This window comes from Sphingobacterium sp. Mn56C, assembly GCF_049319645.1.
Lineage (GTDB): Bacteria > Bacteroidota > Bacteroidia > Sphingobacteriales > Sphingobacteriaceae > Sphingobacterium.
This window is the reverse complement of sequence record NZ_JBMOUC010000003.1, coordinates 99,894-125,037: the sequence shown is the minus strand read 5'-3', so window position 1 is coordinate 125,037 and position 25,144 is coordinate 99,894. Positions and strand designations below refer to the sequence as shown.

Genomic DNA, 25,144 nt, shown 5'->3' with positions numbered 1-25,144 from the left:
CTTTTATAACAACCCCTGTGCCAATAAAAAGTTTACTAAAATTTTTAAAAAAACAGGTATAATATGTCTGCTTTATGACACATGTTTGTGACAAAATGGCGTTTGTCAATAAAGAACATGCTCTAAAACGCTTTTTCGAGTTGAATTATTGTCACCTCTATTAAAATACCTGCCAAGACTATTGGTGAATTCGGTTAGCGACATATTTTTAACCTTTTTGTCCTTCCAATCCTTAGGAACAGCTTCATTATTGTAATCAACCTTGCTGGCCCAATATTGAATGTGCATTTCCGGAATGGCAAGACCTAAGATCATACCCGGAAGGCCAAAGCTAAATGCTGGCCCTGCCGATACCGGAATCTGTTCCGTATAAAAGGCTACTAAATATAACGAGTCTACGGTAGCGCCATTCACCCTGCGGCATTCAAAACCCGCAATATTACGGTACTCATCGGTAAAGCGCCAGGTGATAGGGTGCAACGTGTCAGAAAGGATGTATTTATCATCAATTTCAATCTGTACCTGTCCGGTGCCGCTTTTGAGATCTTGAAAAAGGATTTTTGTAGAGCCCGACTGCCGAATACTCCTACCTATAGGCATAGCATTGCCGCCAGTACTAAAACGTAAGGATTGCCCTGCTGCTGCGCCCTGCCTATTACCGCCGCTATTTCGGTTCCGGGTATTGGAAGGGCGAGCGCTGTTGCTATCTTTTTTCTCTTTATCGTCTTCTTTATCCAAGTACGATAAGGTCGAGTTTTCATCAAATTGCAGTATATATTTTTCTGTTTGCGATTCCGGAATACGGTTTAAAAAATCTCCACCGCCCCCCATATACCCAAATTGGCCGTTATTTTTCTCCCAGTTGCGCATCATCTCGCGCGCATTAGCCTTCGTAAAGGTGATTTTTTCGAAGGCAATAACCCCTCGTGTACCAAAATAAGCATACTGTGCCTTGCCTAAGGTAGAGAGGCATAATGCTAGCAAGATAAGGATATATCTATTCATTGTTCTTTTTGCCTAAGTTTTTGTTAAAATCCCACTTTAATCCCAGGAGAACATAACGCGTTAACATCTGTTGCTGGGTTTGCGAGAAGCTATCTGCCGAAGTACTCCGATTAATATTATTATACGATTTAAAAACATCATAAATTTTAATACTGGCGATTAAACTCTCGCTTTTCAATAACTTCTTGCTTAACTCCAAGTTCGTATAAAATTGCTGTATACTCTTTGTATAGAATTTTGTAGGCCCCTCCAAAGCATAATTAATCGTCGAACCTACAAAGAAATTTTTAGGTAGAAAATATTTGAGATAAGCAGAACCTCCCGTGTTCAGATTCGTATAGTTCAAATCCTTATTCACACTATTCCGCACATTATTTATGCTAAAGTTCCAGCTGATGTCGTAATCCAGACCCTTGCTATTCTGCTCGTTTAAGTTTACCCCCACGTTTACATTTGCGGTTTGGGTATTGTTTAAGGTATACTGGCTATTTTGAGCGGCGTTAGCAAAGCGGATATAGCTGAAGCTATTGTTATAACTGGTACCCATATAACCACCAAATTGCACATCGTTATGGAATAGCGGTCTACCATAATTTAAGTTAACACTGGCATTCCATGCCGACTTGCCAAATACATTCACGTACGAGCTTGTGGTAACGCCAGATAGGGAGTCTATAGCCATCTGGTTCACGATAGGGTTACTTACAAAACCTATTTCCGAATTTATATTCCAGCTAGAACGCTTTAATAAGCTCATGGTATTATAGTTTAAGCGGAAATTATTTTTGTTCGTCTTTTTTAAGTTCGGATTACCTTCCTGTATAAACAATTGATTGGTCAAAGGCTGCAAGCGCTGCAGCTGCGCAAAAGTTGGGATGTCGAAGCTATTTTGATAGTTAAGGTTAATGCCCTTACGGTTGGATATGTTAAAGTTCATATCCATATTAAAATCATTATCCCAGAATGTTCTGTTAAGATCTATGCTTCGTATATTATCAACCAAAGCCTGGCTACGGTAAATAACACGGTTTGAAAGGCTGATAATAACTTTTTTTGCCGTGAAATTCATGCTCGACACGAGTGTATTATTGCTGTTGTCGGTATGTTGGTCTTGGGAATATAGCGAATCTAAAGCCCGCGACTGCATGCCCGTTTTAAGATTATAAGAACTAAGTTCCGTGCTGCCTTTAGTATAATTAACATTATAGCCTAAGGTGAAATTTAGGTTTTTACCTAAATTTTGATTCAGCTGAATTTGTCCGCCTACCGCATTACTTTTGGTTACATTAATTCTTTCCTGGTTTAAGATGCCAATACTATCTTTAAGATAGAAAACCGCTGTTTCATTTACGGTACTATTGGTCGTACCGTTGTTAAGACGATTGGTAAACAATACATTTAGGGAAGTTCCTTTTTTATTAAGACGCTTACGATAATTAAGTCTTAAATCACTTCTGTTGGTTGTGCCATCGGAACTATTTTCGTTTATAGACCTACTTACCCTTCCTTGTTTTTCATTGGATAAGGAGTCTATAGTGCGGCTATAACTACTACTGTTGCCACGGTCGGCATTAAACTGTAGGGTGAAATTGGCTGTAGAATCTACACGCCAGCGCACCTCCGCACGTAGCCCATGGTTCTGTCTATTGTTTTCCGTTTTACGATCTGTATGGTTCTCCTGTATACCCACATCCGGTAATACCTGTTTTCGGTAACCTATACTCTCATTATTATTGCCAGAAGTATTAAAATTATAGTTGGTATTCAGGCGCATTTTTTTCTGCAAGAATTGATTTTCATAATTTGCGCCGACCTGCGTACTGTACGGGTTGCCAACAATCTGGCTGTTCATACGCAAGCTGCCAGTAGCGTTCCCTGACCCCATATTGTTGGTATTTACGGTGACACCACTGCGTTCAGTTTTGTTAAACATAGCCGCAAACAAGTTTCCGGTATACAATTTTGATGTTCCCGCCAATGCCTCCGTATTTCCAAAGACCCCTTTCCGGGCCTCTTCCTTTAGCACCACATTAATGGTTTGTATACGCGTGCCATCGTCTACCCCCGTTAACTCAGCTTCTTCAGATTTCCGTTCATACACCTGTACTTTGTCTACCGCATCGGCACGAACATTACGTATCGCAATTTTAGGGTCGTAACCAAAGAACTCTTCCCCATCGATTAACACCTTAGAAACGGACTTCCCATGCGCCGTAATTTGGCCGTCGGCCGAAACGGATAGGCCAGGCAGTCGTCGCAGGAGATCCTCCAGTTTGGCATTTTTCTCGGTTTCAAAGCTGCCTGCATTGTATTCAATGGTATCCCCATTCATACGTATAGGAAGCTTTTGCTGGATTACTACCTCCTCAATAAGATTCGCCTGCGAGCTTAATTTTATAGGCTCAAGTGTTAAGTCCGCATCCGTCAGCGTCAAAGGTTTCGTGTAAAGTTCAAATTTTGGGTAGGAAACAATAAAAATATAAGGCTGTTCATTTATCTTTTTAAATGTAAACTTCCCATCTTCATCGACACGGGTGAAATACTGCAGAATAGAGTCCTGGCTTAGGAGGATGACACTGGCATTCGTCAAAGGTTTATTGTCGGCTTTGTCGAGCACCTTCCCGGAGAATGTATGCTGTGCAAACCCACTAAACGTGAGAAAAATTAAAAATATACTTAAAACAAAGTTTTTCATGAATTATGGGTCAACAATTCTCCAAATATAGGCTGTTCAATTATTAATTAGTGTTAAATGGATTGAAACATTTTAATGACTAAACTTTCTATTTATAATGGTATTTTTGCCAAAAAACAGAAAAATGGATTTTAAAGAATATATGCAGTATATGGAAGATGTGGTTGCAAATCCGCAGCAACATCCCACCTATGAAGATGCTGAATATTATAACTATGCAAAGTTAAATCAGTCTCGGTCTAACCGTTGGTTGAAAAAATTTGAACCTACAGTAGCGATGAAGGCCGCCATTGATGCTATTCAGGAAAAACAAACTTGGATTGTTATTACAGAACCTTGGTGTGGAGATGCTGCCCATTCGGTGCCACAATTATATACACTGGTAAAAGATAATGCCCATATTACCTTTGAGGTACAGCTACGTGATGCGGAACCGTATTTAATTGATCACTATTTAACAAATGGGGGTAAATCCATACCCAAACTTATTATCCGGGATGCGATAGGTGCAGATATAGCCGTTTGGGGCCCACGTCCGCAAGCATTACAAGATATCTTTACGGAAATGAAAAACGAAGGGAAGGAATTTGCTGCAATCAAAGAGATGATGCAAAAATGGTACAATGAAGATAAAGGAGCAGCATTGCAGCAGGAATTGATAGGATTGCTTAAGCCGTAGGTAGCGTAGAGGTAATCGTCAGGCATTAGCTCTTCCTTGGTAAGCGCTAATGCCTAACAACTCCAAGCAGATAATCTACCTCTACCCATTCCTACAATAATAATACTAAATATCTTAACGATGCACATCGAACAATTGCGGGATTACTGCCTATCCAAGGGCTCCGTGTGTGAAGAAACACCATTTGGGCCTGATACACTCGTGTTTAAAGTTGCTGGCAAGATTTTTCTTCTGGTAAGCTTAAATCAGGTAGGTACATTACGTTTTAATGTAAAATGTGCCCCTGAAAAGGCCGTGCTTTTAAGAGAAAGGTATGAGGAAACCGTTGTTCCCGGTTATCATATGAATAAAAAACATTGGAATACCGTATTCGCCAACAGGCAGCTGCCAGATGCGCAAATTTTCGCTTTAATAGACCACAGCTATGCGCTCGTTGTTGCCTCTTTACCTTTAAAAATAAGGCAAGAGCTTTCCACCTAAGGCAACACCTGTCAGCACTTTTTGTTTTCCTTAATTGTACTTTCATTGTAAAGTTTCTACAACATAACGTAATTGCTTGACCATTTAGCAAGCCTCTTCATACGATTTGTCGTACTTTTGCGACGAATTGCGTTAACCTTTTATGGCGCTTAATATTTTAATTTATGAATTTTAAAAATCTCCTGTTGCTATTTATGGCAACCACGTTTTTCCTTTCCTCCTGTATTAAGGATGAGCCTAAAAATTTAGAGGCTGATATTGTGAATATCAGTCCCAAGAATGCGGACTTCTTCGTTGCGCCCAGCATCACCGATAATCGAGTAGTAGTATATTTTAAGTCTGGTAATATCGATATAAAAAAAGTAGCACTTAACCTACAGCTTACTCCTGGTGCCGTTGCAGTGCCTGCCTCTGGCCAAGAATTAGATTATACCGATGGTATAGAATATACCGTAACGTCAGAAAACGGCGAGTTTTCTAAGAAGTATATGGTAAATGTCGTTGTTGTTGGTAATGAGTTCGTGCCTACATTTTTTGATTTTGAATCCGTAGAAATTGATGAGGAGAATAAATTCAATGTTTTCTACAACACCATTAGTGGTCAACGTTTTTACAATCTTGCCTCAGGAAATGGTGGTTTCGCAGTTTCCCTTATGTTCGACCCATCCAAAGAGATGAAACCCGAAGCATATCCTACCTCGGCAACGACAGAAAGTCACTCCGGGCAGTATGCCGCTTTGTTGGAGACTAAACTTACCGGAACCTTCGGTGCGATGTTTAAAAAACCAATTGCTGCTGGAAACTTATTTATAGGAACCTTTGATACACAAAATGCGGTGGTCGATGCTTTGGGTGCTACTCACTTTGGTTTCCCTTTTAATAAAGTTCCTGTTGCTATAGAAGGTTACTATAAATATAAGGCAGGCGAAAATAAGACCGATCAAAACCTTAAACCTTTGGCAAGTAAAGATTCGTGTGATATTTATGCGGTACTTTATAACCGTAAAGAGCTTTTAGAATCTTCAAAAGGTAAGGTAAAGGTAGGCTACCTAACAGGAAAAAATGTATTAACAGACCCATCGGTGGTAGCTATTGCGCGGTTAGCGGATGGTGGTTCTACAGCCGGCAATGACTTTAAAAAGTTTACCCTTCCATTTGTATTTAAAAAAGATGTGGACTATGCGGCCATTGAAAAACTAGACTATAACATTGCTATTGTATTTTCATCCAGTAAGGATGGTGATAAATTTCATGGTGCTGTAGGGAGTAAATTGATTGTTGATGACGTTAAAATTGTTACGAAATAATGAAAAAGATAATATATACAATAGCCTTAATGGTTCTAGTGTCTGGTGTTGCTATGGCACAAAATGCAACTTCCGCTTCCACATCCAAAGATAGCGTTGAAAATCGTTTTGGCTTTCAGGCGTTAATTGGTGGTAAAATTGGAGGTTCTTCACCAGTTTCCATGCCTGCAGAAATCCGTAAAATCCGAAGTTATCAGCCCGCTTTACCTTTCTTTGTGGGGGTAAAGGCTACCTATCAAATTGATAAGAAATGGGGTGTTCAAACAGGGGTTACTTTCGAGGGCAAAGGTATGAATACCAAAGCAACCGTTAAAGGTTACCGCACTTCGTTTAATGCCAATGAAAATTCTGAGGAAAATGTCAAAGGTTATTATACCGGAGATATCACGACCAATGTGCATAATTTGTATATCACCGTACCCGTGCAGGCTACCTTTAAACTATCGGATGCTTGGGATCTACAAGCTGGCCCGTATGTTTCCTTTGCTGTGCGTAGAAAATTCTATGGGCAAGCGACGTCGGGATATATGCGTTCTATAGTACCTACAGGTACGAAAGTGTTGATCACCGATTCGGAGTATGACTTTTCTAGTGATGTGCGTAAGATTGATGTAGGAATGAGTGTCGGTAGTAGATATATGTTTTGCAACCGTTTTTATGGTTTAGCTCAGTTCGACTATGGCTTTAATAATATTATGCGAACGGGGTTTGAAAGTATTAGTTTCGGCTTACATAATATCTTCCTGAACGTCGGTATCGGAATGAAAATTAAATAACAATAAAGGGGCTGTCTACTAAGGTCTCTTAAAAAAATAACCCCGCCAAAAAAATGTCGGGGTTTTGTTTTTTTTGTCATTAATGGTTTGTAAATTAAGGTATTACAAAAAAAATGAGGTAAAAGTACGATTTAAGGACTTACCATCCCATAATCCTAGTTTATTTCCTGCGCATATTTTAGACCGTATTTCCTTGCATCATCCGGTTCGATTGGTAAACTTAGGTTGTTGACGAGCTGGATGTAGATCGTGCGAAGATTGAATCGGCTGCCGGTCGCTATACGTTTGTTTGGAAGAAATCTATCGAGAAGAACAAGTCAAAATTGAAAGCCAATAGGGCTTCGGTACTATCGGCAATTGACGCGCAAATACGTGAAGATCAATCTACATTAGGTAATCAAGGAATGAGCAAGGAAATCGATAGTGCTCAGCTTAAGAAAAAAAATAAAGCGATAAATTCCAAGCGTCAAGTAAGTCTATAGATAAGGAGCTCGAGAGTCTTGAAGAGGATTATTTGGACAGATGAAACGCAATAATAAGCTGAGTCGGTTCAGCAGGAAAGGGCTAGAGAAAGTTGCTGTGGAGTTCGGTTTGATGGCAATAACGCTTTACTTGTATTAAAAGTAGCGCTCAAAAGGCTCGAAAGCCAAAATACCGACTTACGGCTTAATATGGGAAATAAAAAGGTAATAGCGCTTGAGAAAACTATAATACGAAAGAAGGTGTCTAAAAAGACACCTCCCTTTTGGTACTACATTTTTAAACCAATTTCTCTTAATCTTTCATCGAGGTATTGTCCGGCGGTATAATCCTCGTATACTTTCGGGTGTTCTTCCGAAATACAAGAAGATAATGATGCTAAACTCATGCTCGCCTTTGGATGTAAAAAGAAGGGTACAGAATACCTTGAAGTCTTCATTAGCTCGCGCGGAGGGTTTACAACACGGTGTGTTGTAGATTTTAATTTATTGTTTGTAAGACGCTGTAACATATCGCCCACGTTAACAACGATATCTTCGCCCTTTGCTTTAATAGGGAACCATTCGCCATCTTTTGTCAAGACCTCTAATCCGTCGGCACTGGCACCGATAAGTAAGGTAATTAGGTTAATGTCTTCGTGTGCTCCAGCACGTACAGCATCCGGAGATAAAGCTTCGGGGTTTTCGATCGGGAAGTAGTGAATAGCACGCAAGATCGAGTTGCCATTGATAACATACTTTTCAAAGTAATTCTCCTCCAAATCCAGGTATGCTGCAATCGCTTTCAACAAGTTTCTACCTGCATCTTCCAGTTTTTTATAAATTTCGGCAGTTACTGCATTAAAACGCGCAGACTCTTCTACCACAGGGTTGTCCGGGAAATCAGATTTACTATATTCTTCACCCACAATTGTTTGTCCGCGTTGCCAGAATTCTTTAAGATCTGGGGTTTTGGCATCTTTAGCCTTTTCTTTACCTTTTGTGGTATATCCACGTTGTCCGGCAAGGCCTGGAATTTCGTATTTATCCTTTATCGCTTGTGGAAGGTCAAAAAAATCCTTTACTACCTGGTACAATTCATCGATTAATTCAGGGCTTAATCCATGGTTTGCAATCGTTACAAACCCAGTTTCATTGAAAGCTTTTCCAATGTCTTGGATAAACTGCGTTCTTTCTGTAGCGTTTCCTACAGTAAAATGTTGCAGGTCTAAACGTGGGATATTTATTAATGCCATACTAATTTTTTTGAAAAGAATATTCAAGACCTTGTAGGTCAGCGTTTTCTTAAAATGTTGATATTTTATTTTTATTTGCCTGTAAAATTAAGGTTTTCAGTGAGTAAAGTTTTCAAGAATCGCGAATTGTGGAAAAGTTTTATTACCGTCAATTATATCAATTTAGCACTCTACAATAACAAATTATTTTTGCAAACAGTTTGATATTTGATTCTTAAACCTTAAATTTGATATGCATGCATAACAAAAAAGCATGTTTCACAATTATAGATCAGCTATGAGCCAAAATAGTACCATTGATTATTTTTTAAAAGTCGCTTGGCAGAGTGTTGCCAATAAATACAATACCATTGCATCACAGCATGGTTTTACACAAGCCGCAGGTTATATATTAATAAACATTCATAAGGAGGGCACACCCGTATCCCAAATTGCAAATTCTACGGGAGTTAAAACCACCTCATTATCCAGGGTATTAAACAATTTGGAAGGTTTAGGCTTTATTTATAGGGAGAGCAATAATTCGGATAAGCGATCGGTGAAAGTTTATCTTACTCCATTAGGGGTCGAAAAAAGAAGAATCGCTAAGAACGTAGTACGTGGCTTTAACGATTTTTTGAGTGATAAACTTACTGAAAGAGAAAGGTTACAGTTGATAACTCTTTTAATGAAAGTTAATAAACTGACCTTAGATTACGAATCGAAGCTTTTAGTAGAAACCAAATAGAAACTGAAAAACATAGACAATATGAAAAGAAGTGTTAAAAAAGTAGCGGTGTTGGGATCGGGAGTAATGGGGTCTAGAATTGCTTGCCACTTTGCAAACATCGGTGTAGAGGTATTGCTTTTGGATATTGCACCAAAGGAATTGCTTCCAGCCGAGCAGGCAAAAGGTTTAACCTTGGACTCTCCAATGGTGCGTAACCGTATTGTGAATCTTTCTTTAGATACCGCGGTAAAATCTAATCCAGCACCCTTGTTTAGTAAATCCTATTCTAAAAGGATAAAGACAGGGAATTTTGAGGATGATTTGCCTAAAATAGCGCAGGTCGACTGGATTATTGAGGTGGTAGTAGAACGGTTGGATATTAAAAAATCTATTTTTGAACAGGTGGAGAAGTATCGGAAACCTGGCACATTAATAACCTCTAATACCTCTGGTATCCCCATACAGCTAATGGCCGAGGGGCGTTCGCCTGATTTTATTGACCACTTCTGTGGTACCCATTTTTTTAACCCGCCGCGCTATCTGCAGTTGTTAGAAATAATACCTTCCCCACATACTAAAAAAGATGTTATTGATTTTCTGGTGGATTTCGGTGATAGAATGTTAGGGAAAACGGTAGTGCTGTGTAAAGATACGCCGGCATTTATAGGCAACCGTATTGGGGTGTATTCTATGTTGGCGATTACCCACCTGGTCGAACAGTTGGGGCTTTCTGTGGAGGAGGTTGATAAATATACTGGCCCGGCAATGGGGCACCCTAAATCTGCAACCTTCCGTACAGCAGATGTGGTTGGTTTAGATACGCTGGTAAATGTGGCTAATGGTTTGGCCGAAAATGCACCAAACGATGAAGCTAAGGGCATTTTTAAGCTTCCAGCGTTTATTTCGAAGATGGTGGAAAATAAATGGCTTGGCGAAAAGACTAAAAAAGGTTTTTATGAAAAAGTGCGCACAGCGGATGGCAGTTCCGAAATTCTTTCTCTGGATTTGCAAACGCTGACTTATGCGACGCAAAAGAAAGTGAAGTCCGCTACGTTGGAGGCTACCAAGCTCGTTGATGACCTGGCGAAACGTATGCAGGTATATGAGCAAGGTACGGATAAGGCGGGGGAGCTGTTCCGTGCAATGCATTACCCTTTGTTTGAGTATGTGTCGAATAGAGTGCCCGAAATTACGGATGATTTTTTCCGTATCGACGATGCTATACGTGCGGGTTTTGGTTGGGAGTTAGGGCCCTTTGAGGTTTGGGATGCTATCGGTGTGCGGGCGTCCTTAGAAAAAATTAAAGCCGAGCCTAAACGTCTACCCGGACAGTCGGGGGTAGTCGCTTCTTGGGTGCTTGAAATGCTCGAGTCGGGGGCGGAAAGTTTTTATAAAATTGAAAATGGCGTACGTCATTTTTATGATATTGCCAGTAAATCTTACAAACCTATTCCAGGAACGGAAGATTTAATTGTCTTGGACCATATCCGGGATACCAAAACTATATGGAAAAATTCGGGTGTTTCTATTCTTGATCTGGGGGATGGTATTTTAAATTGTGAGTTCCATACCAAAATGAATACCATTGGTGGCGATGTGATTCAGGGCGTAAATAAAGCCATAGACCTCGCTGAAAAAGAGTACAAAGGTTTAGTTATCAGTAATGATGGCAAGAATTTCTCTGCCGGAGCTAATATCGGAATGATATTTATGATGGCTGTAGAACAAGATTACGACGAGCTGAATATGGCGGTACGGATGTTTCAGAATACATCTATGCGGATACGCTACTCTTCAATCCCGGTGGTGGTCGCTCCTTTCCAGCTTACGCTGGGTGGTGGTTGTGAGTTTGCTATGCATGCCGACTTTGTGCAGCTACATGCTGAAACGTACATGGGGCTGGTAGAGTTTGGTGTTGGCGTTATTCCAGGTGGTGGTGGGTCTAAGGAATTTGCCCTCCGTGCATCCGATGAATATAAGGACGATCAGATTGTGCAAAATACCTTAAAAGATAAGTTTCTGACCATTGGACAGGCAAAGGTGTCAACGTCGGCCGTGGAAGCGTATGAGTTGGGATACCTACAAAAAGGAAAGTATGCCATTACCATGAACCGATCTCGGTTGTTGTTAGATGCGAAGCATAAAGCATTAGAATTGGCCAATGCGGGGTATATACAACCTGCGCATCGTCAAGATATCAAGGTGTTGGGCAACCAGGGTTTGGGTATTGTTTATGTTGGTGCATCTTCTATGCGTGCCGGAAATTACATTTCCGATCATGACCAGAAAATTTCAGAAAAATTAGGTTGGGTTATGTGCGGTGGAGATCTTTCTGCACCGACCGAAGTATCTGAACAGTATCTCTTGGATTTAGAACGTAAAGCTTTTCTGGAGCTTTGTGCCGAACGCAAAACATTGGAGCGTATTCAACATATGCTAACCAAGGGTAAGCCGTTAAGAAATTAACCGTAAAAACTAGAATTTGAGCTGTGCTTTTAGGCGGTTTTAACGCTGGAGTACAACCTGTAAACGACTAAACATAGAAAAAATGGAAGCATATATTGTAGCAGGATATCGTACCGCTGTAGGGAAAGCACCACGTGGTGGTTTCCGTTTTATGCGGGCTGATGATTTGGCAACAGCAGTTATACAACATCTTGTGGCATCGGTGCCAAACTTAGATAAAGAAGAAATCGACGATGTAATCGTTGGCAATGCTATGCCCGAGGCGGAGCAAGGTATGAATATGGCGCGTTTTATCGCTTTAATGGGGCTGGATACCGATAAGGTTCCGGGCGTAACCGTAAATCGCTATTGCGCTTCAGGCTTGGATACCATTGCCACGGCCACAGCAAAGATTAAAGCAGGTATGGCTGATGTCATTATTGCGGGGGGGGCCGAGGTGATGTCGGGAATGCCTTTTGGTGGTTGGAAAATTGTTCCCAACCCTAAGGTTGCCAAAAATAACCCCGATTGGTATTGGGGAATGGGTTTAACAGCTGAAGCTGTAGCGCAGGAATATAAAGTTTCACGTGAAGATCAGGATGCCTTCTCCTTAAAATCGCACCAGAAAGCTGTTGAGGCCCTAAAAAATGGGCACCTTAAGGATGGCGTTGTACCGATTACTGTACAGGAGAACTACAGTAAAGATGGCAAATTAGCTACCCGCTCGTATGTCGTGGATACGGATGAAGGGCCGCGTGCTGACACCACATTGGAGGCTTTGTCGAAGTTAAAGCCCGTTTTTGCTGCCGATGGTTGTGTTACCGCAGGAAATTCTTCTCAAACATCGGATGGGGCGGCATTTGTGTTGGTTATGTCGGAGCGTAAAATGAAAGCTTTAGGCTTAAAGCCTATTGCCAAGCTTCTTTCGTATGCCGTTGCGGGTGTTCCGCCGCGTATTATGGGTATTGGTCCGATTTATGCCATTCCTAAAGCCTTGGAACAGGCTGGCTTAAAGCAGGAGGATATCGATCTTTTTGAGCTGAACGAAGCCTTTGCTTCGCAGTCGCTGGCGGTAATTCGAACATTGGGGCTCGACGAGGATAAAGTAAATGTTAATGGTGGTGCTATTGCATTAGGCCACCCGCTAGGTTGCACAGGTGCTAAACTTACTGTACAGCTTTTACATGAGCTAAAACGTAGAGGTAAAAAATATGGTATGGTTACCATGTGTGTGGGTACCGGACAGGGGGCAGCCGGTGTATTTGAACTATTATAATGTAAAATAGATTTCTCACAACTATAAATGCAAAAATTATGAGCGAAAAAACAACAATAAAAGGTGGAGAATTCGTAATAAAAGAGACGAAATATACGGATATTTTTATTCCTGAGGAGTTTGATGAAGAGGCAAAAATGATACGTGAAACCTGCTTGGACTTCTTGGACAGGGAGGTGCTTACGAAATTGGATAAAATTGATGCGCAGGAGGAGGGGCTGATGCAGAGCTTGATGGATAAATCTGGCGAGCTTGGTATGCTGGGGGTTTCTATTCCTGAGGAATATGGTGGTTTTGGTAAGAATTTTAATACGTCGATGTTGGTTGCTGATGCGGTCGGAGGGGGCTTCTCCTTTGCGGTGGCACTGTCTGCCCATACGGGGATTGGTACTTTACCGATTTTATATTACGGAAATGCGGCACAGAAGGAAAAATATATCCCGAAGCTGGCAACAGGCGAGTGGAAGGCTTCTTACTGCCTTACAGAGCCTAATGCGGGTTCTGATGCCAACTCGGGGCGCACTACGGCGAAGTTAAATGCCGAGGGTACACATTACCTGATTAATGGGCAGAAAATGTGGATTACCAATGGGGGCTTTGCGGATATTTTTATTGTATTTGCAAAAATTGATGACGATAAAAATTTGACCGCATTTATTGTTGAAAAATCTTTTGGCGGTATTACCATGAACCCTGAGGAGCATAAATTGGGAATCAAGGGGTCTTCCACAAGACAGATTTTCTTTAACGACTGTGCTGTGCCGGTGGAGAATATGCTTTCTGACAGGGAGAATGGATTTAAAATTGCCGTTAATATTTTAAATATTGGCCGTATTAAATTGGGTGCGGCAACTATCGGTGCTGGGCGTAAAGCTATTTCTACCGCCGTTAATTATGCCAATGAAAGGGTGCAGTTTAATTTGCCTATTTCTAAGTTTGGCGCTATACGTTATAAGCTTGCTGAGATGGCGATACGATTGTATGCTAACGAGTCTGCAGCGTATCGTGCTGGCCAAAATATCGATGATGCGTATGCTGCTTTGGTCGCTGCGGGGATGGATGAGGGGAAAGCCAAGCTGAAGTCGGTAGAGCAGTTTGCTATTGAATGTGCCATTATTAAGGTGTGGTGTTCCGAAATGTTGGATTATGTCGTGGATGAAGGGGTTCAAATTTATGGTGGCATGGGCTATTCGGCCGACGCGCCTATGGAAAGGGCGTATAGGGATTCGCGTATCAACCGGATTTTTGAAGGTACCAACGAGGTAAACCGTCTTTTGGTGGTTGATATGTTATTAAAGCGTGCGATGAAGGGGGAACTGGATCTGATGGGGCCTGCGCAGGCTGTTGCTGCTGAGCTGATGGCTATTCCGGACTTTGCTGATGCGGATGAAACGCCTTTTGCTGCGGAAAAGAAAATTGTTGCCAATCTTAAAAAAGCGGGTTTGTTAATCGCTGGCGCTGCCGTACAAAAATTAATGATGTCTTTGTCTAAAGAACAAGAAATTTTAATGAATATTGCGGATATTATTGGTTATGTGTATGTTGCCGAATCGGTTTTATTGCGTGCCGAAAAGATTTATTATACCCAGGGTGAAGCTGCTGCGGCACTCCCTGTAGATATAGCTAAAGTGTACTTGTATTCTGCTATTGATAAGGTGAACAGCGCGGGAAAAGAGGCATTGTACTCGTTTGGCGAGGGCGATGAATTGAATATGATGCTCGTCGGATTGCGTCGTTTTACCAAAGCTCAGCCGTTTAACGTTAAGGATGCACGCCAGCGTATTGCGCGCAAACTAATTGACGACAATAAATATAGTTTCTAATTTTATTTATAATATTTTTTTAGACTACCATTTCGGGATTTGATGCCGGAGATGGTAGTTTTTTTTTGCTTCTAGCAACAGATATTTTAGAGGAATAAAAAAAAAAGAATATTAAATCTATAAAAATAGTAGTCTTTTTTGAAAAATGTTTTTACATTTGTTAAGAATTGATTGTAATCATAGTTGCAGTCTTGCTATTAACCAAAAAATTACGAACATTTATGAATAACATTTACGCAAAAAAAATAAGAAAAAACCGACAGCAGTGGGTGGTAAACTTGACAAGCAGCCTGATTGTTGACGAGCGAATGTGCAGTTAAATTTCTCTTCCCTTAATATATATATATGGATGGGGAAGCTAGGCTTCCCCATACTGTAAGAATCAAACAAGTAGTCAATTGGCGTTGGAACTTGCTTTTTTCCACTAATAATCAACCTAAATATATGAAAAGAAATGCTTTTTACCGCATCTTATTGACCTTTGTTGGCCTATTTGCAGGTAGTTATATTTTGCTTGCACAGGTAGAAACAAAACCTATTATAAATGCAAGTCTTGTCGGATCGGTAGTCGATGCGCTGACAAAAGAACCTTTAGAAGGCGTTACCGTGCAGCTGGATGCTGTAACCCACCAGGTGCGTACCGACCGGGATGGTTTATTTCAGTTTGTTACCGGACAGAAATTGCCTTTTACGTTAATCCTTACCCGTGTAGGGTATCAAACACAAAAAATTGTGGTGCATACGTCGCCTACTGTAATCGAGCTACAGCCTCAGGTGGAGTCGCTGGATCAGGTGCTGGTAACGTCGCGCCGTAGAAAAGAACAATTGCAAGATATTCCGATTCCAATTTCCTTAATACGGGGTGCAGCATTGGAGGATGCCGGTGCTTTTAACGTAAACCGCCTAAAGGAATTGGTTCCTACCGTGCAGTTGTATTCATCTAATGCACGCAATACTACTTTAAATATCCGGGGCTTAGGTTCCACCTATGGTTTGACAAACGATGGTATCGATCCGGGCGTTGGTTTTTACCTCGACGGGGTCTACCTGGCGCGGCCGGCAGCTACCTGGTTAGATTTTATAGATATTGAGCAGATTGAGGTATTACGCGGACCTCAGGGTACTCTTTTTGGCAAAAATACTACCGCAGGAGCATTCAATGTCACCACACGCCTGCCCCAGTTTCGCCCGGAAGCGAACTTTGAGGTTAGCTACGGTAATTATGGGTTTATACAGGCGAAGTCTTCTATTACAGGACCTCTGGCTAAGAATTTAGCAGCAAGGGTTTCCTTCTCCGGAACACAGCGCGATGGAACATTGTTTAATGTTTTTACCAATCGAAAAATAAATAATACCAATAACTTAGGTGTGCGCGGACAGGTTTTGTTTACCCCTTCCGATGATGTGAAAATTGTTGTGGCAGGGGATGTAGGTACGCAACGCCCCGATGGTTATGGCTGGGGTGTGGCTGGCGTAGTAAAAACACAACGTGCAGATTACAGGCAGTTTGATGCCATCATCAAAGACTTGGGTTATGTTATTCCTTATAACAGCGCATTTGAGCGTAAAATTGATTTGGATACGCAATCGAAGGCCGATAATGAGCTGGGTGGTGTTTCGGTAAATGCGGATATAAAAATAGGCAATGGTACCTTGACCTCTACTACGGCATGGCGGTATTGGGATTGGGTGCCTTTGAACGATCGCGATTATTTGGGTATTCCTGTATTCACCATATCGGCAGGCAACTCGAAACACAACCAGTATTCGCAGGAGTTTCGGTATTCAGGAAAAATAAGCGATAAGGTTTCTGGGGTGCTGGGGCTTTTTGGATTATGGCAAGACTTAAAAACAGATCCTGTACATACGGAAGAGGGCGGTTCGGCCTTATGGCGTTTTGCGCAGAGCTCGACGAGTGCATTGTGGAAGACCCCTGGGTTGTTTGATAATTTTGGTATACGTACAAAATATGGTATTAAAAGTACAGGATTGGCAGCCTATACGCAGATTGATTGGGCTGTTACGTCACAGCTTCATGTTTTGCCGGGTTTACGTTATAATTATGATAAAAAAATTGCTAACTATAACCGGCAAAGGTACGGTGGGTTAGATACTCAAGATCCCGCTTTATTGGCACTTAAAAACTCTATTTATACCGATCAATCTTTTGATACTGACGCTTCTGCTGATAACTTCTCGGGGCAGCTTTCTGTGCAGTACAAACTGAACCCCAAAGTTAATGCTTTCGCTACATATGCCATCAGTTATAAACCTGTAGGTATAAATGTGGGTGGTTTGCCTACAGCAAATGGGCAGGTGCTGCTGGATCTGGCGCGTGTAAAGCCGGAAGGGGTACAGCATAAAGAGTTTGGAATAAAGAGCAGTCCGGGAAAAAATGCTATACTTAATTTAACCCTTTACCAAACGGATATTAAGGATTTCCAGACGCAGGTGCAAACGCCTGATCCGGGGGTAAACAGGGGGTACCTGGCCAATGCCGAGAAAGTACGTGTGCAGGGGATAGAGCTCGATGGTTCGGTAAATATTAAAAATATTTTACGCTTAAATACGGCCTTGGCTTATACCGACGGAAAGTATACCAAATTTACAAATGCACCGGTGCCCCTTGAGGAGGTTGGTGGCGCACAGGCTTTTAAGGATATTTCTGGTGGGGAGCTTCCAGGGATTTCTAAATGGTCGGGGTCTTTTGGTGCTGAGGTAAGTCAGAAGGGTGCTTTAATCGGATTGCAGGGGAAATTTTTCTTAGCAGCAGATCTTTTCTTCCGTTCAAAATTCTCTTCGAGCCCTTCCCCTTCAAAATACCTCAATATCGACGGTTACAGTTTACTGAATGCGCGTGTAGGTTTTTCTGGCACCAATGGCATTTCAATTTTGGTATGGAGCCGTAATCTGGCGAATACCGATTATTACGAACAGCTGTTGGCGGCGCCAGGTAGCTATGGGCAGTATGCTGGTATTTTGGGCGACCCACGTACCTATGGTGTTACGCTACGCTATAACTGGCGTTAATTTTTTTTGAAGGCTACTAATTCAGCTTTTTTAGGTATGCTGATGGTATAAAAATTTTTCATTTCCCTATTGAAGTCGACTGAAGGTAATATGCTTTCGGTCGCTTCTTTTTTTTGTGGTTATGGAATGGCGATTATGCATTTTATATAGGGGTATAGTAATCACAATATTATTTGATATTTTTAAGGAAATTGTGAGGATCGATTAATTTGAAAAACTACGACGCTATTATACTGGGTTCTGGGCCAAATGGGTTAGCTGCGGCAATAAGCCTGCAGCAACAGGGGTTGGCAACTTTGTTGATAGAGGGGGGCGACAGCCTGGGCGGTGGCGCACGGACGAAAGCTTTAACGCTTCCTGGATATAAGCATGATGTGTGCTCGGCCATACATCCGATGGCGATGGCTTCGCCCTTTATGCGTTCTCTGCCGTTGGCAGACTATGGCCTGCGGTTTGTGCATGCCCCATATCCTGCTGCCCACCCTTTGGATTCCCATGAAACAGCATTATTATACCCTACACTGGATGAAACGGTTGATGCGCTAGGGCTGGATGGAAGATATTATAAGAACCTAATTCAACCCTTATTTAACGCATGGGAAACCTTGGCTCCGGATCTTTTGGGACCATTGCGTTTTCCGAAGGTACCCTTTGATATGGCTGCCTTTGGCTTGAAGGCACTTCAGCCGGCAACTTGGATTGCAAAGTCTTTTGCAACAGAAAAAGCAAAAGCGCTGTGGGCTGGGATGACGGCGCATGGCATCCAGCCGTTATCCAATTGGGCTACATCGGCAATTGGTATGGTTTTAATGGCTGTTGGGAATCGATATGGCTGGCCAATTCCGGTGGGAGGGTCGCAGGCGATTGTCGATGCTATGGTTGCATATTACAAAAAATTGGGTGGAGAGGTTATTTTAAACAACTGGGTAGATGATATTCGGCTGTTACCCCAACATCGTATTTTAATGCTTGATTTAACCCCGTATCAGCTGCTGAAATTAAAAGGTCTAAATTTAACGGAAAAATATAGTACCCAATTGAAGCAATACCGACAGGGGATGGGGGTTTTTAAAATAGATTGGGCCTTGTCGGATCTTACACCCTTTAAAGACCATCGCTGCCAACAGGCGGCTACGGTTCATATCGGAAATACGTTTGCCGAAATTGCAAGGCATGAAAAATTGACACAGGAGGGGAAGATTGTGGATAAGCCTTTTGTGTTGTTTGCCCAGCAAAGTAACTTTGATAACAGTCGGGCGCCCGTTGGAAAGCACACCGGCTGGGCATACTGCCATGTACCTAACGGTGCTACAAACGATATGACAGCACAAATTGAAAACCAGATTGAACGCTTTGCACCCGGGTTTAAGGACACTATTCTTGCACGGTCGACCTTCAATGCGATGCAAATGGAGGCCTATAATCCGAATTATAGGGGCGGTGATATCAATGGTGGCTTAATGGATATAAAACAGCTTTTTACACGCCCAGTGCCGAGTTTAACCCCTTATCGCACCAGCAATAGTAGGGTTTACCTTTGTTCCTCATCGACCCCACCGGGGGGCGGTGTGCACGGAATGTGTGGTTTCCATGCGGCTAAAGTGGCATTAAAAGATCATTACGGTATTACCATAAATCTTTAACACAATGAAAAAAATAGTATTGGCTGGAGGGTCCGGGAATTTGGGCTCGTTGTTGATCCGTACATTTCGGAAACGCTACCCCGGGGTAGCCCTTTTCATTCTTTCTAGAAATGCGCCAGCCACCTTAAAGGGTGGTGTCGATGGCCTGCATAAGGTGTTATGGGATGGAAAAACTTTAGGTGCCTGGCAGCAGCATCTTGAGGGAGCTGATGTTGTGCTAAACCTCAGTGGAAAGAGTATACAGTGCCGGTTTACAGATGCTAATAAAAGGGTACTTAAGAGCTCTCGTTTAGCTCCTACTAGCGTATTAGGGGAGGCGATAGCGACATTACAGCAGCCGCCCAGATTATGGATTAACTTTTCTGGAATATCGATTTTTAATGGGATGGAGCAGGTGCAGAATGAGGATAGCACCAGCTATGGTAGCGATTTCTTAGCGCAGCTTACCCAGCAGTGGGAGCAGGCTTTTTGGTTAAGTAATACGCCCAATACCCATAAGGTGGCGCTGCGTGTTAGTCCGGTTTTAAGTGCACAGTCGGGAATGTTTTCCGAATTACTTCCTTTAGTTAGGTGGGGCCTTGGCGGGAAGGTGGGTAGCGGCAGGCAGCTGGTAAGCTGGATACACGAGCACGATTTAGCCGCTTTGGTTTGTTGGATCATGGAGAAGGAATATACTGCTTCGGTTTACCATGCCTGCAGCCCACATCCGGTTACGAATAGCGAATTTATGCATGCCTTTCGGGAGGCTGTAGGCTGTCGTATGGGTTTACCTTTACCGACACCTTTAGCCCATGTTGGGGCGTTTTTTAAAGGAGTTGATAGCAGTGTATTGTTGCAGACTGTTCCTGTTCGCGCAAAAACATCGTTACAAGAGGGCTTTTCTTTTAAATTTCCCTATATTCACGATGCTTTAAATCAATTACTAACATCAACATAAATCTAATGTCATCAAAATCTTTTTCTTTTACCGAAGATTGGGTCGTTGTTATTCTCGGGCTCGCCACTGTTGCGCTCGCCTTATGCGGTATTATTGTTCCTGTCCCTTCTTTTAATTGGGCAGATTGGCAGGATTTAACGACAACCGTATTTTCAATAGCGAATATACAGGCTATATTAAGTCAATTTCTTTTGGTTTTTGTTATTGCTATTGTCGGTGCTTTGCTCCTAAAGAAAAACCTCAGAAGCTTGTTGATTGTATTTCCTGTAGTCTATGTGTTAACGCTGGTAGCCTTGGTCGTGGCTGGGAATAATGTGATTAAAGAATATAATCTTGAGGCGGTAATTTTTAGTTTAGGAATAGGTTTGGCGATAAGTAATTTTTTTAGTTTGCCAGCTTGGTTTAAAAATGCCTTAAGCACGGAGTTGTATGTAAAAATTGGTCTGGTTTTATTGGGTACGACAGTAATCTTTGGGGATATCCTGAAAGCAGGCTCCCTGGGGTTGATACAGGCCTTGATTGTGGTGGTTTCGGTTTGGTATTTTGCTTTTTGGATATGCAAAAAGATGAAGATCGATAAAGAAATGTCGCTCATGTTATCCAGTGCGGTATCGATCTGTGGGGTATCGGCAGCGATAGCGACATCAGGGGCTATAGAAGGCGACAGCAAGAAGCTGTCGTATGTGATTTCGCTGGTATTGATTACCGCCATTCCGATGATGATTTTTATGCCCTATATGGCCGAATGGATGGGGCTTTCTCAGGAGGTAACAGGTGCTTGGCTTGGTGGAAGTATAGATACCACTGGTGCTGTAGTAGCGTCGGGGTCTTTGGTGGGCGAGGAGGCCTTAAAGATTAGTACCATTGTTAAATTCTCGCAAAATGTATTGTTGGGTATTGCCGCATTTATGATTAGTATATACTGGACCTATACGAAGTCGGTAGAAGAGCAAGCAAAAAATGGAAAACCAACTTTAAAAGTGATATGGGAACGATTCCCGAAGTTTGTAATCGGTTTTGTAGCGGCTTCATTGTTGTTTTCCTTTGTGATTTCGCCCGAAACAAATCTTCAGGTTAAAGATGGGTTAAAAAGCCTGCAGGGCTTATGGTTTACCTTGGCTTTTACTTCTATTGGCCTGGAAACAAACTTTAAAGAGCTTTTTCAGCATAGCAATAAAAAGCCGTTATATGCCTTTTTAATTGCACAGACCTTTAATGTTGCCGTTACTTTGGTTATCGCCCTCTTGTTATTCCGCTAACCGTAGTCGTAAAAAATAACCTTCGGTGGTTCGGGCATGCGGATACTAACTAAAAGTTTAGGAAGTTTAACAACTGTCCAAAAGCATAGGGAGTAAATATATTTTTTTAGTTCTTTTTGATCATACGAAATCAAAATCCTATGAAATATATTTACTTTTTATTTTTGCTTATTATATGCTCCTGTACAAAGGATAATTTACACATACAACCCCCCGATCCCGTTCAAGAACCGTTTAATCTGTCTAATGGTTTGGGTAAAAAGCTTGAAAATCCCTATGCTGTTCGTAATATCAAGATCGCTTTAACACATTTGCAATCTAAACATGGAACATCCGCATTAGCTCCTGAATTAAAACCCACGCATTTGTTGGTCAGGTTTTTACCTAAAACTTATGAAGATATGCTTCTGTTGGAAGCAGATAGTACTCTTTATTATGATTCTGTACCTTATGGTTATGAGAATTCTGCAGATCTAAGTTACTATCAGGATCCTTCTATTCCAAAAGACCAATATACATGGCAATATGCTATCGTTGATTATGACTATATATTTCCACAGGTACATTACGAAGTTCTGGAAGAACTTTATAGGCCTCAGGATGAGGAAGATGAAATTGAAGCACTAGCGTATAAGGTAACAAGAAATCATTTTAACAGGAGTTAAGTGATGCGTATTGGGCACAGGTACAATACCAGGCTATGTTTGATGAAACTGCTGGAACCTATGGTGATGGTAGTTCTACCTATGCTAAATATACAGGCGTAGCAGAGGCTTGGTCCCATTTTATAGAATATCAATTAATGCAGCAGATCGGACTGCTTGGTAAAGAAAGGTATGCTATCCTTATGACTGCTTATACGCAAAGTTCATCGCCCTCTACCATTCCAAGCACAGATGGGGATGGTGCTAATTTGGCCTGTTGGATCCCATCCGGTTTATTCCGGGATTTAATAAGCAAGGAAAGTAGAGAAGTCGAATTAAAAGATGGTAAAAATTACAGTACTACATTATTGAGCAGCGTAACTCCAGTTGTCGGGTTTACCTATTCGCAGCTTTATCGTTTTCTAACAAACGATGTACGATCCGTAACCGACCTAAAAAATAAGATTATTCAATATTACCCACACAAAAATACCAACCATGAGATTACGCGATTATTCCAACTTTATGGCTATTAAACTAAACAGCAAAAGGATATCCCTATTCGCTTCCATTATTATTATGTGTGTTTCTACGGCTATGCACTGTAGAAAAGCGGATTACATCTATAGGCCTCTGGAAGGGCTTGAAGGGAAAAAAGTCTGGTTAGAACTGAAACCGCAGCAAGCGGTTTATAAAGTGGGGGACACCGTATTATTTGAAATACAGGTAAAAGCGGCGGATTTGGGCTTACAAGATTTTAGGTTATTAGATTATATTTCTGTAAGTAATTTTTATCTGTTCGATAAAAACAACGACCTTAAATTGGATTACGATGCCTGTAAGCGAGGACTAGTAATTGCTAACCTATCATCGGATAAATTAACGTACACGCAAAATGATAGCATAATACTGCAAAAGGCTGGAAAGTTTCGCGTTTGTAGATCTTGTAAAACTTACTTGAAACAACCTACAAAAGGCCTACTTTCTATTACTATTTTTTCCGGAAAACGGGTGCCACGTGGTTATATTGGCCAGGTTCCGATTTATTTTAAGGAATCGCAGCAGCCTTATATCGACATTGAAGTACAGTAAAGTGAATCTTGCTTTATGGTGTTTTAGCGTATTAGCTATGCTGTCCTGTAAAAGCGTCAAAGAACTTTTCTACCTTAAATGCCTAATAAAGAATCGAAAAATAGTATAGCCCAAAAATAATGCCTTCGTCGCAAGCGATAGAGGAGCCTTACTTGTTGTTTTTATAGCAAGAAGAATTAGTTTTCAGACCATTTTATGCGGCAAGGGTATTGAAGAACATCCTGCATAGTAGCGACTTTGTTAGACTGTACTGGTTAATCGCGATTCCGATAACCTTATTAGGAACGCTACGTCTTTTTTTGCTAATCCATACTTTCCAACGCTATTTCTTAAACCTGAGAATCTTTTTTTTATGGAAATTAGTAACTTGTAGCATCATAATTCTGAAATATTTGGCATGAACAACAATGAAAAGGAGCTTTTGGCACAGTACCGTACTGCAGGAGACCTGGCGGTCTTAGGTAAGTTATATGCTCCTTATATGTCATTGTTGTATGGTGTTTGTTTTAAATACCTGCAGGATGCTGAACGCAGTCAGGATGCGGTGATGCAGATCTTTGAAGAGCTTATCCCTAAACTACGGCAGCATAAGGTTGATGCTTTTAAAAGCTGGCTTTATGTCTATGCACGGAATTATTGTTTAATGCAGCTACGTAAAGATAAGCGTATCCCGCATGTAGATATAGATGAACGCCTGGCAGAAACGGAGATTGCCTTATTGCAACCCGACGAAAATAAATGGGAAGAACAGGATTTTGATGCACTGGAAAGCTGTATGAAAACCCTCAACAACGAACAGGAAACATGTGTCCGTTTGTTTTATTTGGAGCAAATGTGTTATAAAGATATTGCAGATCGTACGGGATACGACTTAAATAAAGTGAAGAGTGCCATTCAGAATGGCAAGCGTAACCTCAGGATCTGCATGGAAAGTAAAAATAATGGAAAATAACTATCAGTTATCGCGAATTCATAATTACGTCAATGGCTTAATGAATCCTGAGGAGATGTATGCCCTGGAAAAAGAAGCCTTGGCCGACCCCTTCCTTCAGGATGCCATAGATGGCTATAGAATGCAGCAGGGGGTAGACGTGAAGCAGCTTAGCCTGCTGCAGCAACGCTTTAATGCACGTATTGCGGAAAATAACATCAGCAAAAATAAACGTTTTTATAGTTGGCAGCGCTTGGCTATAGGAATGACGGCTGCGGTAATGTTTGTTACAGTATCGACCTTATTATTAATCCGCTACCTACCGAGTTCAAACCCTAGTAATCTGCATGAGGTCGAGCTCATGCAGGACCAAGTGTTTACGGTCTCATTGGCAAATACTGGAGCATCGGATGGCGAGCCAGTGGCGGGATGGCAGGCTTTTGAAGATTATCTAACAGCAAATTATACAGGGCATAGGCATACGGAAGGGGATGTCTTAATTCGCTTTAGTATATCAAGCGAAGGGCTGCCAAAAGATTTTGTACTAAACGATGGAAAAGGTAATGCTAATGCGGATACTTATAAAGAGCTTCTAAATCTGATACAGCGTGGAGGGAAATGGCAAGGGCAGGAAGCCGAAATACGGGTGAACCTGCATGAAATGAAAATTAAAAATTAATAGTTGAAAAATAATATATA

21 protein-coding genes are annotated in these 25,144 nt (G+C 41.5%); 18 read left to right on the top strand and 3 right to left on the bottom strand.

The window, feature by feature from the left end:
• Positions 1-105 precede the first annotated feature (105 nt).
• Positions 106-1,005, bottom strand: coding sequence for a GLPGLI family protein (locus ACL9RF_RS10215; protein WP_422800527.1), 900 nt, complete (start codon positions 1,003-1,005; stop codon positions 106-108).
• Entirely contained in the window at positions 998-3,700 is a 2,703-nt protein-coding gene (locus ACL9RF_RS10210) for an outer membrane beta-barrel protein (protein ID WP_422800526.1), read from the bottom strand. Before ACL9RF_RS10210 ends, ACL9RF_RS10215 begins: the two co-directional genes overlap by 8 nt.
• Before the next feature lie 124 nt (positions 3,701-3,824).
• On the opposite strand from ACL9RF_RS10210, the gene ACL9RF_RS10205 reads away from it, so the two are divergent.
• From ACL9RF_RS10205 to ACL9RF_RS10185, 5 genes are all read left to right on the top strand, one after another.
• The gene (locus tag ACL9RF_RS10205; protein ID WP_422800525.1) at positions 3,825-4,379 is read left to right on the top strand and encodes a thioredoxin family protein; all 555 of its coding nucleotides are present in this window, start codon (positions 3,825-3,827) and stop codon (positions 4,377-4,379) included.
• A 120-nt stretch (positions 4,380-4,499) separates the two neighbouring features.
• Positions 4,500-4,859, top strand: coding sequence for an MmcQ/YjbR family DNA-binding protein (locus ACL9RF_RS10200; RefSeq protein ID WP_422800524.1), 360 nt, complete (start codon positions 4,500-4,502; stop codon positions 4,857-4,859).
• A gap of 164 nt (positions 4,860-5,023) precedes the next feature.
• On the top strand, positions 5,024-6,166 hold the full coding sequence (locus ACL9RF_RS10195; RefSeq protein WP_422800523.1) for a PCMD domain-containing protein: 1,143 nt from the start codon (positions 5,024-5,026) through the stop codon (positions 6,164-6,166).
• A complete protein-coding gene (locus tag ACL9RF_RS10190) occupies positions 6,166-6,942 on the top strand; it encodes a porin family protein (RefSeq protein WP_422800522.1) in 777 nt (258 codons plus the stop codon). The genes ACL9RF_RS10195 and ACL9RF_RS10190 overlap by 1 nt, the downstream gene beginning before the upstream one ends.
• Before the next feature lie 323 nt (positions 6,943-7,265).
• Positions 7,266-7,424, top strand: a complete 159-nt coding sequence (locus ACL9RF_RS10185; RefSeq protein ID WP_422800521.1) for a hypothetical protein — start codon at positions 7,266-7,268, stop codon at positions 7,422-7,424.
• Between the two features lie 269 nt (positions 7,425-7,693).
• On the opposite strand, the gene ACL9RF_RS10180 is transcribed toward ACL9RF_RS10185, so the two are convergent.
• A complete protein-coding gene (locus ACL9RF_RS10180) occupies positions 7,694-8,656 on the bottom strand; it encodes an isopenicillin N synthase family dioxygenase (RefSeq protein ID WP_422800520.1) in 963 nt (320 codons plus the stop codon).
• Between the two features lie 277 nt (positions 8,657-8,933).
• Between ACL9RF_RS10180 and ACL9RF_RS10175 the strand changes: the two genes are divergently transcribed.
• The 13 genes from ACL9RF_RS10175 to ACL9RF_RS10115 all read left to right on the top strand — a co-directional run bounded on the left by ACL9RF_RS10175 (position 8,934) and on the right by ACL9RF_RS10115 (position 25,124).
• A complete protein-coding gene (locus tag ACL9RF_RS10175) occupies positions 8,934-9,383 on the top strand; it encodes a MarR family winged helix-turn-helix transcriptional regulator (protein WP_422800519.1) in 450 nt (149 codons plus the stop codon).
• A gap of 21 nt (positions 9,384-9,404) precedes the next feature.
• Positions 9,405-11,831: a 3-hydroxyacyl-CoA dehydrogenase/enoyl-CoA hydratase family protein gene (locus ACL9RF_RS10170; protein WP_422800518.1), complete on the top strand. Its 2,427-nt coding sequence runs from the start codon at positions 9,405-9,407 to the stop codon at positions 11,829-11,831.
• An 82-nt stretch (positions 11,832-11,913) separates the two neighbouring features.
• Complete coding sequence (locus ACL9RF_RS10165; protein WP_422800517.1) at positions 11,914-13,086, top strand: acetyl-CoA C-acyltransferase; 1,173 nt, start codon at positions 11,914-11,916, stop codon at positions 13,084-13,086.
• 38 nt (positions 13,087-13,124) lie between these two features.
• Positions 13,125-14,909, top strand: coding sequence for an acyl-CoA dehydrogenase family protein (locus ACL9RF_RS10160; protein WP_422800516.1), 1,785 nt, complete (start codon positions 13,125-13,127; stop codon positions 14,907-14,909).
• Positions 14,910-15,353: 444 nt separating this feature from the next.
• Positions 15,354-17,939 (top strand): TonB-dependent receptor, encoded by a 2,586-nt coding sequence (locus ACL9RF_RS10155; RefSeq protein WP_422800515.1) that lies wholly within the window; start codon positions 15,354-15,356, stop codon positions 17,937-17,939.
• Between the two features lie 209 nt (positions 17,940-18,148).
• On the top strand, positions 18,149-19,582 hold the full coding sequence (locus ACL9RF_RS10150; RefSeq protein ID WP_422800514.1) for a phytoene desaturase family protein: 1,434 nt from the start codon (positions 18,149-18,151) through the stop codon (positions 19,580-19,582).
• Between the two features lie 4 nt (positions 19,583-19,586).
• Positions 19,587-20,519 carry an epimerase gene (locus ACL9RF_RS10145; protein WP_422800513.1) on the top strand — a complete coding sequence of 311 codons (933 nt, stop codon included), beginning with the start codon at positions 19,587-19,589 and terminating at the stop codon, positions 20,517-20,519.
• Positions 20,520-20,524: 5 nt separating this feature from the next.
• Entirely contained in the window at positions 20,525-21,778 is a 1,254-nt protein-coding gene (locus ACL9RF_RS10140) for a YeiH family protein (protein WP_422800512.1), read from the top strand.
• Positions 21,779-21,918: 140 nt separating this feature from the next.
• Positions 21,919-22,443 (top strand): hypothetical protein, encoded by a 525-nt coding sequence (locus ACL9RF_RS10135; protein ID WP_422800511.1) that lies wholly within the window; start codon positions 21,919-21,921, stop codon positions 22,441-22,443.
• Between the two features lie 35 nt (positions 22,444-22,478).
• A complete protein-coding gene (locus ACL9RF_RS10130; protein WP_422800510.1) occupies positions 22,479-22,958 on the top strand; it encodes a hypothetical protein in 480 nt (159 codons plus the stop codon).
• A complete protein-coding gene (locus tag ACL9RF_RS10125) occupies positions 22,921-23,514 on the top strand; it encodes a hypothetical protein (protein ID WP_422800509.1) in 594 nt (197 codons plus the stop codon). Before ACL9RF_RS10130 ends, ACL9RF_RS10125 begins: the two co-directional genes overlap by 38 nt.
• A 397-nt stretch (positions 23,515-23,911) precedes the next feature.
• On the top strand, positions 23,912-24,466 hold the full coding sequence (locus ACL9RF_RS10120) for an RNA polymerase sigma factor (RefSeq protein WP_422800508.1): 555 nt from the start codon (positions 23,912-23,914) through the stop codon (positions 24,464-24,466).
• Complete coding sequence (locus tag ACL9RF_RS10115) at positions 24,456-25,124, top strand: hypothetical protein (protein ID WP_422800507.1); 669 nt, start codon at positions 24,456-24,458, stop codon at positions 25,122-25,124. Before ACL9RF_RS10120 ends, ACL9RF_RS10115 begins: the two co-directional genes overlap by 11 nt.
• Positions 25,125-25,144: the final 20 nt, after the last annotated feature.

Excerpts from the sequence above, each read along its gene's own strand:
- ACL9RF_RS10215 (WP_422800527.1), bottom strand. The coding sequence starts at position 1,005 with ATGAATAGATATATCCTTATCTTGCTAGCATTATGCCTCTCTACCTTA.
- ACL9RF_RS10165 (WP_422800517.1), top strand. The coding sequence starts at position 11,914 with ATGGAAGCATATATTGTAGCAGGATATCGTACCGCTGTAGGGAAAGCA.
- ACL9RF_RS10155 (WP_422800515.1), top strand. The coding sequence starts at position 15,354 with ATGAAAAGAAATGCTTTTTACCGCATCTTATTGACCTTTGTTGGCCTA.
- ACL9RF_RS10175 (WP_422800519.1), top strand. The coding sequence starts at position 8,934 with ATGAGCCAAAATAGTACCATTGATTATTTTTTAAAAGTCGCTTGGCAG.
- ACL9RF_RS10180 (WP_422800520.1), bottom strand. The coding sequence starts at position 8,656 with ATGGCATTAATAAATATCCCACGTTTAGACCTGCAACATTTTACTGTA.
- ACL9RF_RS10140 (WP_422800512.1), top strand. The coding sequence starts at position 20,525 with ATGTCATCAAAATCTTTTTCTTTTACCGAAGATTGGGTCGTTGTTATT.
- ACL9RF_RS10205 (WP_422800525.1), top strand. The coding sequence starts at position 3,825 with ATGGATTTTAAAGAATATATGCAGTATATGGAAGATGTGGTTGCAAAT.
- ACL9RF_RS10190 (WP_422800522.1), top strand. The coding sequence starts at position 6,166 with ATGAAAAAGATAATATATACAATAGCCTTAATGGTTCTAGTGTCTGGT.
- ACL9RF_RS10160 (WP_422800516.1), top strand. The coding sequence starts at position 13,125 with ATGAGCGAAAAAACAACAATAAAAGGTGGAGAATTCGTAATAAAAGAG.
- ACL9RF_RS10120 (WP_422800508.1), top strand. The coding sequence starts at position 23,912 with ATGAACAACAATGAAAAGGAGCTTTTGGCACAGTACCGTACTGCAGGA.
- ACL9RF_RS10145 (WP_422800513.1), top strand. The coding sequence starts at position 19,587 with ATGAAAAAAATAGTATTGGCTGGAGGGTCCGGGAATTTGGGCTCGTTG.
- ACL9RF_RS10210 (WP_422800526.1), bottom strand. The coding sequence starts at position 3,700 with ATGAAAAACTTTGTTTTAAGTATATTTTTAATTTTTCTCACGTTTAGT.
- ACL9RF_RS10125 (WP_422800509.1), top strand. The coding sequence starts at position 22,921 with ATGAGATTACGCGATTATTCCAACTTTATGGCTATTAAACTAAACAGC.
- ACL9RF_RS10130 (WP_422800510.1), top strand. The coding sequence starts at position 22,479 with ATGTTTGATGAAACTGCTGGAACCTATGGTGATGGTAGTTCTACCTAT.
- ACL9RF_RS10135 (WP_422800511.1), top strand. The coding sequence starts at position 21,919 with ATGAAATATATTTACTTTTTATTTTTGCTTATTATATGCTCCTGTACA.
- ACL9RF_RS10195 (WP_422800523.1), top strand. The coding sequence starts at position 5,024 with ATGAATTTTAAAAATCTCCTGTTGCTATTTATGGCAACCACGTTTTTC.
- ACL9RF_RS10170 (WP_422800518.1), top strand. The coding sequence starts at position 9,405 with ATGAAAAGAAGTGTTAAAAAAGTAGCGGTGTTGGGATCGGGAGTAATG.
- ACL9RF_RS10115 (WP_422800507.1), top strand. The coding sequence starts at position 24,456 with ATGGAAAATAACTATCAGTTATCGCGAATTCATAATTACGTCAATGGC.
- ACL9RF_RS10200 (WP_422800524.1), top strand. The coding sequence starts at position 4,500 with ATGCACATCGAACAATTGCGGGATTACTGCCTATCCAAGGGCTCCGTG.